Origin of the sequence: Streptomyces sp. NK15101, from assembly GCF_020400725.1 — a bacterium.
GTDB lineage: Bacteria > Actinomycetota > Actinomycetes > Streptomycetales > Streptomycetaceae > Streptomyces.
The window spans coordinates 1-13,391 of sequence record NZ_JAINVG010000066.1 but is presented as its reverse complement, the minus strand read 5'-3'; the positions used below and the strand labels follow the sequence as shown (position 1 = coordinate 13,391).

The 13,391-nt window shown below is 76.4% G+C and carries 10 protein-coding genes and 1 pseudogene; 9 read left to right on the top strand and 2 right to left on the bottom strand.

From position 1 onward, the window contains the following. Nucleotides 1-79: 79 nt before the first annotated feature. Entirely contained in the window at nucleotides 80-2,815 is a 2,736-nt protein-coding gene (locus tag K7G60_RS28245; RefSeq protein ID WP_225803780.1) for a LuxR C-terminal-related transcriptional regulator, read from the top strand. 211 nt (nucleotides 2,816-3,026) lie between these two features. Here K7G60_RS28245 and K7G60_RS28240 read toward each other — a convergent pair whose 3' ends face one another. Then, nucleotides 3,027-4,181, bottom strand: a complete 1,155-nt coding sequence (locus tag K7G60_RS28240; RefSeq protein ID WP_263986418.1) for an MFS transporter — start codon at nucleotides 4,179-4,181, stop codon at nucleotides 3,027-3,029. Between the two features lie 83 nt (nucleotides 4,182-4,264). On the opposite strand from K7G60_RS28240, the gene K7G60_RS28235 reads away from it, so the two are divergent. The 8 genes and pseudogenes from K7G60_RS28235 (at nucleotide 4,265) to K7G60_RS28195 (ending at nucleotide 12,542) form a co-directional block, all read left to right on the top strand. Next, nucleotides 4,265-4,861, top strand: a complete 597-nt coding sequence (locus K7G60_RS28235) for a CGNR zinc finger domain-containing protein (RefSeq protein ID WP_225803778.1) — start codon at nucleotides 4,265-4,267, stop codon at nucleotides 4,859-4,861. Nucleotides 4,862-4,974: 113 nt separating this feature from the next. Further along, a pseudogene (locus K7G60_RS28225) lies at nucleotides 4,975-5,133 on the top strand (ADP-ribosylglycohydrolase family protein); the annotation flags it as partial. Between the two features lie 248 nt (nucleotides 5,134-5,381). Then, nucleotides 5,382-6,770, top strand: a complete 1,389-nt coding sequence (locus K7G60_RS28220) for an ADP-ribosylglycohydrolase family protein (RefSeq protein ID WP_374115703.1) — start codon at nucleotides 5,382-5,384, stop codon at nucleotides 6,768-6,770. Continuing rightward, nucleotides 6,751-7,902, top strand: a complete 1,152-nt coding sequence (locus tag K7G60_RS28215) for an ADP-ribosylglycohydrolase family protein (RefSeq protein WP_225803777.1) — start codon at nucleotides 6,751-6,753, stop codon at nucleotides 7,900-7,902. Before K7G60_RS28220 ends, K7G60_RS28215 begins: the two co-directional genes overlap by 20 nt. Beyond that, entirely contained in the window at nucleotides 7,899-9,515 is a 1,617-nt protein-coding gene (locus K7G60_RS28210; RefSeq protein ID WP_225803776.1) for an ADP-ribosylglycohydrolase family protein, read from the top strand. The genes K7G60_RS28215 and K7G60_RS28210 overlap by 4 nt, the downstream gene beginning before the upstream one ends. Next, entirely contained in the window at nucleotides 9,512-10,432 is a 921-nt protein-coding gene (rbsK, locus tag K7G60_RS28205; RefSeq protein ID WP_225803775.1) for a ribokinase, read from the top strand. Before K7G60_RS28210 ends, rbsK begins: the two co-directional genes overlap by 4 nt. Next, entirely contained in the window at nucleotides 10,429-11,667 is a 1,239-nt protein-coding gene (locus K7G60_RS28200) for a CaiB/BaiF CoA-transferase family protein (RefSeq protein WP_225803774.1), read from the top strand. The genes rbsK and K7G60_RS28200 overlap by 4 nt, the downstream gene beginning before the upstream one ends. After that, on the top strand, nucleotides 11,664-12,542 hold the full coding sequence (locus tag K7G60_RS28195) for a CoA ester lyase (RefSeq protein ID WP_225803773.1): 879 nt from the start codon (nucleotides 11,664-11,666) through the stop codon (nucleotides 12,540-12,542). The genes K7G60_RS28200 and K7G60_RS28195 overlap by 4 nt, the downstream gene beginning before the upstream one ends. Before the next feature lie 69 nt (nucleotides 12,543-12,611). Here the strand turns inward: K7G60_RS28195 and K7G60_RS28190 are convergent. Next, a partial coding sequence (locus tag K7G60_RS28190; RefSeq protein ID WP_225803772.1) for a prolipoprotein diacylglyceryl transferase family protein occupies nucleotides 12,612-13,391 on the bottom strand: 780 nt, incomplete at its 5' end.

Here is a 13,391-nt window from a genome sequence, read left to right as displayed (position 1 = left end):
TAGGGACGCGGGGGGCGGCCTACATCAGGGCAACCCCTTGACCTGGACCGGGGAGGCCCGGTGGGCGCACCATGGCCCGATGCCAGACTCTGCGATGTGGGTGAACGCGTCCCACGAGGCCGGTCCCGTGCTGCCGGTGGTGCCGGAAGACGTGCACGGCACCCGCCGGGTGGTCCTGTTCGGGCCGCCCGGAAGCGGCAAGACCACCGCGGCGGAGACCCTGGGGCGACGGCTGGGCCTGCCCGTCCTGCGGCTGGCCCCGCGTCCGCAGGACGCCCGGGTTCCCCATGCCGGGCTGCTCGAACTCGCGCTGGCCCTCCAAGCACTGCCCGCCGCGCGGGAGCTGACGGCGGGACTCGACGAGGCCGCCGGCCGACCGGGTTCCCCGGACGGTTCCGGCGTGGCCCTGCGGCTGCGCCGGCAGACCGCCGCCCTGCTGCGGGACGCACCGCCCATGACGCTGGTGGTGGACAACGCCCAGTGGCTGGACGCGGCCAGCGTGGCCGTCCTGGGCTGGGCGCTGCGCCTGACCCCGGACCTTCCCGTCATCGCGGCCGAACGCACCTGGCGTCCGGGGGCCGCGGGTCACTGGTGCGGGGAGGACACGCGCGCGGTGCGCGTCCCGCCCCTGACGGCCCTTCAGGTCGCGACTCTGCTGTCCCCGTACCGGCTTGCCCCCCGCGAGGTCACGCGTATCCATGCCCGCAGTGGGGGGAACCCTGCGCTGGCCCTGGCACTCGCCGAGGTTCGCGGCCACACCGCCGCCGTGCCGATCGCCGGGGACGCCGAGGACGACCCGGCGCTCCCTCCCCCCGCCCGCCAGTTGGTGGGCGAATGGCTGGGCACCGTGTCGGGGGAGGTCCAGGAACTGTTGACGTTCGCCGCACTCGACGACCGGCCCGACCTCGACCTGCTGAGCCGTCTCGCCGGTCCGGCAGCCGAGAGCCTCCTGGCCGAGGCCGAGGCGGCCGGGCTCATCGACCTCGTACAGCCCGGCGGGACGATGCGGTTCACCGCCTCCGCGATCGGCACCGAACTCGCGGCCCGGCTGCCGGGCCACGCGCGCAGGCTCCTGCACGCCCGCCTGGCCGAGGCCAGCCGTGACAGCGTCCGCCGCGACCGGCACACCGCGCTGGCGGCCGATGACGCCGACCCGCGGTCGGCCCGCCACGCCGCCCGCGCCGCCGTGCGCGCCCGGCTGCGCGGCGACCACGCGCTCGCGGCCGAGCTCTCCCTCCTCGCCGCCCAGCGCACCCCGCACGACGACAGCGACCTGCTCACCGAACGGGCCCTGACCGCCGTGCGCGCCGCCGCCCACTACGGCGACCTCTCCCGCGGCCGGGCCGCCGCCCGGCTCGTCCTGGGCCAGGACACCACCCCCGCCCAACGCGTCGACGCCCTCATCGCCCTGATCGACGCGAGCGGCCAGCACCTGCACAGCGCGGACGAACTGTTCGCCGACGCACTCCACGCGGCGGCCGGACGATCCGACCTCACCGCGCAGATCCTCATCCGCCAATCCATCTGGGCCAACGTCAGCGAAGGCGACCCCCACCGGGCGTGTGCCCTGGCCGGCCGGGCCGCCGACCTCGCCGAGGCCGTCGGCGACACCACCGCCACCGTCATGGCCCTCACGATGCAGGCCCGCGTCCAACGCATCCTCGGCCACCCCGACGCCGAGACCACGCTCGGCCGCGCCCTGTCCCTGCCGTCCACCGCCCCCCTCCACGTCAACGGCACACCTCAGCACCTCGCCGCCCGGCACGCCCTCTTCGACGACCGCCCCGAGGAGGCCCGCACCGCGCTGCTCCCCCTGCTCGTCGAAGCCGAGCGGACGGGAGACGCCGAGGGCACCGTGGACATCCTGCGCGGCCTCGCCGAGGCCGAGCTCCGCGCCGGACGGTGCGCCAGGGCGCTCGACCACGCCCACCGCGCCCAGGCGCTGACCGACGGGACCGCGCTGTCACCCGCACCGGCGTGCTACACCTCCGCCCTCGTCGAGGGCACCGCCCGGCGCACCGACCTCGCCCTCGGCCACGCGCGCCGCGGAGTCGACACCGCCCGACAGGAGGACAACAAGGTCTTCCTCTCCCGCAACCTCTTCGCCCTCGGCCACCTTCTCCTGGCCACCGGCCGCCTCAAGGAAGCCCTGGAGGCTCTGGAGGAGGTCCGCGTCCTGGAGGAGCTCCAGCAGGTCCGCGACCCGTCCGTCCTGCGCTGGCATCCCGAACTCGCCGAGACCCTCGTCGCCCTCGGTCACCTCGACCAGGCGCAGAGCCTGCTGGACGACACCCGCCGCACCGCGACCTGCCTCGGCAGGGACGCGGTCCTCCCTCCGCTCGAACGCGCCCAGGCGCTTCTGGACGCCGCCCGTGGCGACTACGACACCGCGGCCCGGCGCCTCACCGAGGCAGCCGACCGCCTCCGCCACCTTCCCCTCGAACGCGGCAGGACCCTGCTGGCGCTCAGCCACACCGAACGACGCGGGCGCCGGCGCGCCAGCGCCCGCACCGCCGCGCAGAGCGCCGCCGACCTCTTCGCCGCCCACCGAGCACATCCCTGGGCCGAAACCGCCGCACTGACCCTCAGCCGGCTGGAAGCCGTCCCCGCAGGCGGCAACACCCATCCCCGCCTCACCTCCGCCGAACAACGCTGTGCCGAACTCGCCGCCGCCGGAGCGAGCAATCGCGACATCGCCACCACCCTCACCGTCAGCGTCAAGACGGTCGAAGCGACACTCACCCGCGTCTACCGGAAACTCGGCCTGCACTCACGCTTCCAGCTCGCGCACACCGTCACCCCAGCACGTGAGTGACCCGTCGGAGGTCCGGGCTCGTGGCGGGGCGAGCACCGTTGGGGACGCCGCCTCGGCACACCCGCCCCCGCTCCTCGGAGCGGGGCGCCTCTGTGCGGGGGAGAAGGGTGGGAGAAGAGCGGGACAGGGCGCCCGCGGGCTGCGCCTTCGCGCGAGGACTCCTGGATCGCGCAGGCCTTCGAAGGGGCGGACCGGATCCAGCGCCTGGCGATCAGCCGGGGACTCGCCCGGACGGCGTGACCCCGGAGCCGGTCCGCTCCCGCCCGCCCCCGACCGCCGCGAGCAGCGCCGTGGCCGTCGCCGCGGCCAGGGCTGCCGGGAGCGACCGTGCCGCCAGGGGGCCGGCGGCCGCGGCCCCCAGGGCGAAGCCGGTGATCTTGAGGCTGGCGCCGGTGGTGAAGACCTGGGCGCGCAGACGCTCCGGGGACTCCCGGTGCCGGACCGCGAACAGGGCGGTGAGCTGGGGGCCTTCGCCGAGGCCCGCGACGAGGAAGGCGGCCACCGGGCCCACGGGCCCGCCCGTCAGGGCGAGGGCGGGCGCGACCGCCTGGACCAGTGCCCCGGCCCGTACGACCGTGTCGGGGGACAGGGCGAGTGGGAACCGGGCGAGCAGGGCATCGGCCGCGAGGGCGGAGACCGCCGCGCAGGAGAACAGCACCGCTCCGCGGCCGGCTCCGCCGAGGACCCGCTCGCCCAGGAGCGGGACGCAGGCCGTCAGCATGCCCTGGGCGACACAGGAGACGACCGAGACGCGGGTCGCCCGGGCGAGGCGCGGGTTCCCCAGGACGGCTCGTGTCCCGGAGACCAGGGCGCGGACCACCGGCGCCGGACGCGGGCGTCGGGCCGGGCCGGCCCGGACGGGGAGCACCCATGCCGCAGGGGCTGCCGAGGCGATGAGGGCCGTCGCGAGGACCACGGCCGTCGGCGCCCCCAGCGCCTCCGCCGTCCCGCCCGCGAGGGCCGGTCCCGCCAGGGCCGCCGCGCCGAAGGTCATCGTGTCGAGCGCGTTCGCCCGGAGCAGCCGTTCGCCCGTCGCCACCCGGGGCAACTGGGCCGACCAGCCTCCCGAGAGGGCCGGACCGAGCAGGCCCGTGAGGACCGCCGTCGTCACGGTGACGGCGAACGGCAGCCGGCCGAGCCCCGCGAGGACGAGCGCCAGGCCCGCCGCGTACAGGACGAGCGCCCCGGCGAGCAGACGGCCCGGTCGTGCGGCCCCGTCCAGGAGCGTGCCGAGCACGGGGCCGCCGAGCGCGGCGGAGAGGCTGACGCCCGCGAGCAGTGCCGATGCCTCGGCGGTGGAGCCGGCGAGCGCGAACCCGGCGAGGAGCAGCGCAGGTCCGGCCGTCTCGTCCCCGATCCGGGCCATCAGGGCTCCGGCCAGACAGATGCCGGCCCCGTCGTGTCTTCTCACCGGCAGGACGGTACGGAGGTAACTCAAAACTCCGCAAGATGCGTTACATTCCCGAGGTGCCCGCCACCGAGGACGACTGGTCCACCCGCCACTCCGTGCTGACGACGGCCCGCCGCGCCGCCGCCCTCGTCAACGTGCTAGCCGACGACCGGCCCGACCCGGGCGAGGTCGCCGCCGTGCTCCTGGCCCACGGGGAGACCGGCCCCCTCGCCCTCGACCCCCGCGAGGTCGCCGGGATGCGCGCCGCCGCCGCCCTGCTGCGGGAGGTCTTCGCCGCCGCGACCGCCGACGAGGCCGCCGCCGTCCTCAACCGGCTCCTGCGGGAGCACACCGGGCCGCTCCGGCTGACTTCGCACGGCGGCACCGGCCCCTGGCACGCCCACGTCGACCGGGACGACGACGCGCCCTGGGCCGAGTGGCTCCTCGCCTCCTCCTGCATGGCGCTCGCCGTCCTCCTCTGGGACCGGCAGCGCCCGCCCGGCAGGACCTGCGCGTCCGGCGGCTGCCGGAACGTCTTCGTGGCCCGGGGCAGCGGGCCGGAACGCCGCTACTGCTCCCGTCGTTGCGCCACCCGCGAGCGCGTCGCGGCCCATCGGGGGCGGCACTCAGGCGGCCCCGTGGAGGGCCCCGCGTGAGGCGGCCGCCCTGAGGAGGGCCGCGATCCCGGTGAGGCCGTGGCGTTCGGCGTGGTGGAGTGCCGTGCGGCCGTACGGGTCGGGGAGCTCGGGATCGGCGCCCGCCGAGAGGAGCAGCGGGCGCCCTGGCCGGCGCGGCGGGCGGCCTGGGCGCGATCCCGGCCGACTGGGCCTCGGCCATCGCCCCGGTCACCGGCAGCTGCCTCCCCTCGATGCGCGGCTACCACGTCCTGGACGTGGCGGACCTGCTGACCCCGGAGGGAGAGTCCTGATGAGCGCGGACCTGACGACCACGACGCACGGCGCCGGCGCCGGCCCGGCCGCCGAGCCCCTCGCCGCCGACGCCGCCGCGGCAGGCGCACCCCCGACGACGAACGCCCTCGCCACCCCTGCGGCGGGCACCGCGGGCACCGCCCCGGCTGCGGGCACCGCCCCGGCTGCGGGCGATCGTCCCGCGGGGCGAGGGGGGTCCCCTCTGCTCGAACGAAGCCGAGAGCCCGGGGGAGGGTGGGCACGGCCCCTGAGGCCGGGCACCCTCCCGGCGACCGACGCCCCGCGGAACCCGGCCCCGGTGCCGGCCGGCACCCCGGCGGCCGACGCGCTCCAGGCCCCGCCCCCGGAACACGGCACCGCGTCGGCGGTCGGCACGCTCCCGGCCCCGGCCCCGGCCCCGGCCCCGGAACACGGCACCGCCCCGGTCCGCGGCACCGGCTCCTGGGGCGGCGCCCACGAGGCTCCGGTGCCGGGCGCGCAGAGCGGGACCCGCCCCGGCCGCGACGCGGTCGAGGGCCTGCTCCTCGGGATCGCCGCGGGCGACGCCGCCGGCTGGCCCGCCGCACGGCACCGCGCCGCCCGCATGCCCGAATGGACCCGCCGCCTCACCCGCGAACTCGACACCTTCGCCGAGCAGAACGCGACGACCACCCTCCCCGTCCCCATCGCCCTCAACCAGCCCCCCGAGCCCCTCCGTCTCGGCCCCTCCGACGACGCCGAGTGGGCGGTCTTCACCGCCGAGGCCGTCCTCGCCGCCTCCGGCCCGGTCTTCGCCGGGCTCCCCCCGGACCGCCGACTCCGCGCCGCCGTCGACCTCGCCTGGAACGCCCTCGCGGGACAGGTCGCCGCCGCGGCCGACCGCGCCCCCGAGGTCGAGTCGGCCGTACTCCCCCTCCGCGCCCGGATCTCGGTGCGCGCGGGTCTCGGCAACCTCGCCACCGGTCTGCGCCCGCCCGCCACGGGCCACGACAACCCGCACTACTTCGACGACGCGGCCTGCGTCCGGGCCGCCGTCCTGGCCCTGGTCCACCCGGGCGACCCCCGCGCCGCCGCCGAACTCGCCGAGTTCGACGCCCGGTACACGCAGGACGGCGACGGCGTCCACGGCGCCCGGGCGACGGCGGCGGCCGTCGCCGCGGCGCTCGGCGGGGCGACGGTCGACGGGGCCGTCGCCGCGGCGCTCGCCGAACTCCCGCCCGGCACCGAGATCGGCCGCAACGCCCGGCACGCCGTGAAGCTGTCCCAGGCCGCCGCTTCGGCCTTCGAGCTCGTCCCGCTCCTGGAGCACCAGATCGTGGACCACGTCTACAGCTACGGCATCGCCGCCGCCGAGACCGTCCCGGTCGCCCTGGCCCTCGTCACCGCCGCCCGGGGCGAGATGACCGCGGCGGTGCCGGCCGCGGCCTGCCTCTCCCGGGTGGCCGACTCGGCCCCGGCACTGGCGGGCGCGCTCACCGGCGCGCTGGGCGGCGGCCGTTCGGTCCCGGGGAGCTGGCGCGAGGCGTGCAGGACGCTCGCGGGCTGTGCACTGCCCCGGCTCGCGGGCACGGACCTGGTGGAACTCGCCGGGCTGCTCGGAGCCACGGAACCGGCCGCCCCAGGTGGACAATTCCGACATGACACCCACACTGGATGACCGGATCACCGGCAGTCTCGTCGGGGCCGCCGTCGGCGACGCGCTCGGCGGCCCCGTCGAGGGCTACACTCCCGAGCAGATCCTGGAACGCCACGGCGGCCGCGTCACCGGCATCGTCGGCCCCTGGAACGGCGGCGACTGGCGCACCGCCCGCCCCATCGCGCCGTACCACAAGGGCGACGGGCACGTCACCGACGACACCTTGATGACCCACGCGCTGATCCGGGTGTACGAGAAGGTCCGCGGCCACCTCGACGCGTACGCGGTCGCGGACCACCTCGTCCCCGAACTCATGGGCGCCCCCGTCTGGATCCCGGAGCTGGAGGCCGAGGCGCTCCCCCTCCAGCGGGTCTTCCTCGCCGAGAAGTGGATCGTGACCCGGCTCCACTACGGCCACGTGGACCCGCGCGAGGCCGGCAACGGCAACGTCGTCAACTGCGGCGCGGCGATGTACATGGCGCCCGTCGGCCTGGTCAACGCCGCCCACCCGGCGGCCGCCTACGCCGAGGCGATCGACCTGACGGGCGCGCACCAGTCCTCGTACGGCCGGGAGGCGGCGGGGGTCTTCGCGGCGGCGGTCGCGGCGGCCTGCGCGCCGGACGCCACGCCGGCGTCCGTGGTCGGGACGGCCCTGGCCCTGGCGAAGGACGGAACGCGCGCGGCGATCGAGGCGGTCGCCGAAGTCGCCTCCCGTCACACGGACTTCGAGTCCGCCCTCACGCCCCTCCGCAGGGCGGTCGCCCCCTTCGACACGGTCGGGTCCGACTACCGCGCCCCCTCCCTCGGCGCCCGCCGCCCCTCCCGGCTGCACTCGATCGAGGAACTCCCGATCGCCCTCGGCATGCTGCTCGTCGGCGGGGGCGACTTCCGCCGCACGGTCCTGGGCGCGGTCAACTACGGCCGCGACTGCGACTCGATCGCCACGATGGCGGGCGCGATCGTGGGCGCGCTGCACGGGGAGCCGGCCGTCCCCGCCGAGTGGGCGAAGCAGGTGGCGGAGGCGAGCCGCCTGGACCTGCACGCCCCGGCGAGGGCGCTGGCCCAGGTGGCCCGTGAGGTCTTCGCCCGGGACGCGGAAGCGCGCCGGGCCCACGAGTCGGCCTTCGCGACGCTGACGAGCGGCGACCGGTGACCCTCCGCCTGACCTGGGTCCAGCCGGAGGACCTGGTGGGCCACGAACTCCGCCAGGCGACGGAGGACGGCCGCGACGCGAGCGCCCTGGCGGCCCGCTGGAAGGCGGCGGGCGGCCCGCCCGCCCCGGAGACGGCCGGCGCCTCCCCGGTCCCCCGCCCGGACCTCCGCCCCCTGGCGGAGGAACTCCTGGACGCCCTGGCGTCCCTCCCCTGCCCCCTGTCGGCCCGGGAGCCGACCGCCCTCGCCGAGATCCAGGCGTCGACGGCCCCTGCCATCTGGGCCCGCGCCCGGCTGGACGGTGCCCCCTCCCGCCCCCGTGTGGGCAATCGTCCCACGGGGGCAAGGGGGTCCCCCCTGCTCGAGCGAAGCCGAGAGCTCGGGGGAGGGTGCGCACACGGGACGGCGCCCCTTGCCGGGCCTGGGCTCCCGCGCCTGGACCCGCACCCGGCGTGCGGCACCGTCGTGGGTTGTGCCCACCCGTCCCGCCCCGGCGGAACGCATGCCCACAACCGGACCGGCCAGGACACGGGCCTGCCCACAACGGTGCAGGACACCGCCCTCCGGGACCGGCTGCACGCCGCCTGGCTCGGCCGCGCCGCCGGCTGTCTCCTCGGCAAGCCCGTCGAGAAGCTCCCCCTCCCCGCCATCCGCGCCCTCGCCCGCGCCGCCGGCGACTGGCCCCTCACCACCTGGTTCACCGCCCGCGGCGTCCCGCCGGAGCTGCTCGCCGCGCACCCCTGGAACCGCCGCTCCGCCGCCACCTCCCTCGCCGAGAACATCGACGGCATGCCCGAGGACGACGACCTCAACTACCCCCTCCTCAACCTGCTGCTGCTCCAGCGGTACGGCCGCGACTTCACCACCGCCGACGTCGCCCGCCTCTGGCTCGACGAACTCCCCGCCGGCCGCACCTTCACGGCCGAGCGCGTCGCCTACCGCAACCTCCTGGACGGCGTGGAACCCCCGCTGACCGCCGTCCACCGCAATCCCTTCCGCGAGTGGATCGGCGCCCAGATCCGGGCCGACGTCCACGGCTGGACCCACCCGGGCGACCCGGTCGCCGCCGCCGCGCAGGCGCACCGGGACGCGGTGCTCACGCACACCGCGAACGGCGTCTACGGCGCCATGTTCGTCGCCGCCGCCCTCGCCACCGCCGCGACCGGCACCGCCGACGTCCACCAGGCGCTCGCCGCCGGCCTCGCCGTGATCCCGCCGCGCTCGCGCCTGGCGGCGGCCGTCCGCCTCGCCATCACGGCGGCCCGCGCCACGGCCGACTTCGACACCGTCGTCGACCGGCTGCACGCCGAACTCGGCGGGTACCACTGGGTGCATGCCGTCCCCAACGCCGCGCTGCTCGCCGCCGCCCTCACCCACGCCGACGGCGACTTCTCCCGTTCCGTCTGTGCGGCGGTCTCGGGCGGCTGGGACACCGACTCCAACGGCGCCACCGCCGGCTCGCTGGCCGGGCTGCTCGCCGGGCACCCGGACCGGCTGCCGGAGCGCTGGACCTCCCCCCTCAAGAACCGGCTCGCGACCTCGGTGCCGTCCTTCGACGGCATCGGCTTCGACACCCTGGCCGAACTGACACACCTGGAGGCAGTACGCCCATGACCAGCATCGTCGTGCTCGGCAGCACGAACATGGACCTCGTCGTCTACGTGCCGAAGGCCCCCGCCCTCGGTGAGACGGTCACCGGCCGCTCCTTCCGTACGATCCCCGGCGGCAAGGGCGCCAACCAGGCCGTCGCCGCCGCCCGCGCGGGCGCCGAGGTGGCGATGATCGGCGCGGTCGGCGCGGACGACTACGGGCCACGGCTCCGCGCCACCCTGGAGCACTGCGCGGTGGACACCGATCTCCTGCGCACCGCCGAGGGCCCCTCCGGCACCGCCCATGTCGTCGTCGACGACGAGGGCGGCAACGCGATCGTCGTCGTCCCCGGCGCCAACGGCACCGTCACCTCCCTCACCCACGGCGACGAGGCCCTGATCGGCACCGCCGACGCCCTGCTCCTCCAGCTCGAACTCCCCCTCTCCGTCGTCGTCGAGGGCGCCGTCACCGCCCGTCGGCTCGGCGTCCGCACCGTCCTCACCCCCGCTCCCGCACAGCCGCTCCCGCCGGAACTGCTGGCCGCCACCGACCTGTTGGTGCCGAACGAGCACGAGGCCGCCGCGCTCACCGGCCTCACCGACCCGCGCGCGGCCGCCCAGGCCCTGCTGCGGGACGTCCCCGAGGTGGTCGTCACACTGGGCGCGGCCGGCAGCCTGTACGCGGCACGCGACGCCGAGCCGGTCGCCGTGCCCGCGCCCCGGGTCCGGGCCGTGGACACCACGGGAGCGGGCGACACCTTCGTCGGCGCCCTCGCGGTGGCCCTCGGCGAGGGCCGTCCCGCCCCGGAGGCCCTCGCCTGGGCGCAGACGGCCGCCGCGCTCTCCGTCCGGCGCGAGGGCGCGTCGACCTCGATGCCGTACCGCGTCGAGATCGAAGACGCCTTCCGCTCCCCCGGCATCCTGGAGGCCGACGCCGTATGACCGTCCACGCACCGGCCACCCCGCCGGACCCCGCGGCCGCCGGGAACCCCGCGGCGCCCCTGCACGGGCTGCGCGTCCTGGATCTCGCGACCCTCTTCGCCGGCCCCCTCGCGGCCATGATGCTGGGCGACTTCGGCGCCGACGTCGTCAAGGTCGAGCATCCCCGCAAGCCGGACCCGTCCCGCGGCCACGGTCCCGCCAAGGACGGCATCGGCCTGTGGTGGAAGGTCCTCGGCCGCAACAAGCGGGCGATCACCCTCGATCTGGCCTCGCCGGGCGGCCGCGACACCCTCCTCGCGCTCGCCGCCGACGCGGACGTGATCGTGGAGAACTTCCGCCCGGGCACCCTGGAACGCTGGGGCCTGGGCTGGGAGGAGCTGTCCGCCGTCAACCCTCGTCTGGTCCTGGCCCGGGTCACCGGCTTCGGCCAGTTCGGGCCGTACGCCCACCGTCCCGGCTTCGGCACCCTCGCCGAGGCGATGAGCGGCTTCGCCTCCATCACCGGCGAGCCGGACGGCCCGCCGACCCTGCCGCCCTTCGGCCTCGCCGACTCGATCGCCGCCCTCGCCACGGCGTACGCGGTGATGACCGCGCTCACCGCCAGGACGACGACCGGACGCGGCCAGGTCGTCGACATGGCGATCATCGAGCCGATGCTCTCCGTCATCGGACCCCACCCCCTCTGGTACGACCAGCTCGGTTACGTCCAGCCCCGGACCGGCAACCGCTCCCGCAACAACGCCCCGCGCAACACCTACCGGACCGCCGACGGCTCCTGGGTCGCCGTCTCCACCTCCGCCCAGTCGATCGCCGAGCGGGTGCTGCGGCTCGTCGGCCGCCCGGAGCTGATCGACGAGCCGTGGTTCGCCGACGGCACGGGCCGGGCCGAGCACGCGGAGGTCCTCGACGAGGCCGTCGGCTCGTGGATCGCCCGCCGCACCCGCGACGAGGCGATGGCGGCCTTCGAGAAGGCGGAGGCGGCCATCGCCCCCGTCTACGACGTCCGGGACGTCATGGACGACCCCCAGTACCGGGCGCTCCGCACCGTGACCGAGGTGCAGGACCCCGAACTCGGCCCGATCAAGATGCAGAACGTCCTCTTCCGCCTCTCCGAGACCCCCGGCGCCATCCGCTGGGCCGGCCGGCCGCACGGCGCCGACACCGGCGCCGTCCTCTCCGAACTCGGCCTCACCCCCGCCGAGATCGACGCCCTCCGCGAGCAAGGAGCGGTATGAGCCCCCTCAGCGGCCCCGCGGAGGACGAACGGACGCGCGGCGGCGAACCCGCCGGCGCGCCCCCCACGACACACTCCGTCGCCCCCCTCACCTGGCTGTACGCCCCCGGCGACCGCCCCGAGGTCGTCCGCAAGGCCCTCGCCTCCGGCGCCGACGTCGTGATCGTCGACCTGGAGGACGCGGTCGCCCCGCACCGCAAGGCGTACGCCCTCGACGCCACGGCCGATCTCCTCGCGGACGTCCACCCCGTCCCGGTCCACGTCCGTGTCCACACCCCGCGCGACATCCCCACCCTGGCCCCCCTCCGCGGCCTCTGCGGTCTCCGTGTACCCAAGGTGACACACGCCACTGACATCCACCGGATCGCCCGTCTCGCCCCGGGCCTGTCCCTCTATCCGCTCCTGGAGAGCGCCCTCGCCGTGGAGCACGCCCACGCCATCGCCGCCGCCCATCCCTCCGTCCGCGGCATCGCCCTCGGCGAGGCGGACCTCCGCGCCGATCTGGGGGTGCGGGAGGACAGCGGACTCGACTGGTCGCGCGGGCGCGTGGTGGTCGCGGCCCGCGCGGCCGCCCTCCCCCCGCCGGCCCAGTCCGTCCATCCGGACGTCCGCGACCTGGACGCGCTGGCGGCCGGCTGCGCCCGGGGCCGGGCCATGGGCTTCTTCGGCCGGGCGGCCATCCATCCACGTCAGCTCCCGGTCATCGAGCGGGCCTACTTCCCCACCCCGGAGGAGGTGGACGCGGCCCGTGAGGTCGTCGAGGCGGCCACGACCGGGCAGGGGGGAGCCCTCGCCCTCCCGGACGGCCGCTTCGTCGACGCGGCGGTGGTGGAGGGCGCCCACCGGGTCCTCGCCCTCGCGGCCCGCGCGGGCTGACCCGTACCCCCGCATGCGAGAGGGCCGCCGGAACCCCTCGGTCCCGGCGGCCCTCGACGTGCGGCCCGGTCAGCTCTTGGCGGCCGACCCGGCGCCGTGGTCGGCGCCGTCGTCGGTCTTCCCGTCCTCGTCCCCGGCTCCGCCGGCCTTGTCCCCGGCGGTCTCGGCCGCGTCGGTGACCTCGGCGGTCCCGGTGCCCTCGACGGCGTCCGTCTTCTCGGCGTCCGTCTTCTCGGCGGTCTTCTCCGCGGCCCTCGGCTCCACGATCTCCTCGCGGCCCGGCCGGAGGCGGGCCGAGAGCACCATGTAGACGACGGCCAGCAGGCCGACGACGATCGCGGTCCAGACGTTGAGCCGCAGGCCGAGAACGTGGTGGGCCTCGTCGACGCGCAGGTACTCCGTCCACACGCGGCCCGAGCAGTACGCGGCGACGTACAGGGCGAAGGCCCGCCCGTGGCCGAGCTTGAAGCGGCGGTCGGCCCAGATGACCAGGAAGCCGACGGCGACGCACCAGAGCGACTCGTACAGGAAGGTCGGGTGGTAGAGGCCGGCCTCGCGGTTCGTGCCCTCGGTGATCTTCAGCGCCCACGGCAGGTCGGTCGGCTTGCCGTACAGCTCCTGGTTGAACCAGTTGCCCCAGCGGCCGATGGCCTGCGCGAAGGCGATGCCGGGGGCGATGGCGTCCGCGTACACGGGCAGGGAGATCCCGCGCCGACGGCAGCCGATCCAGGCGCCCACCGCGCCGAGCGCGATGGCGCCCCAGATGCCGAGGCCGCCCTCCCAGATCTTGAAGGCGTCGACCCAGTTCTCACCCTCGCTGAAGTACAGCTGGTAGTCGGTGATCACGTG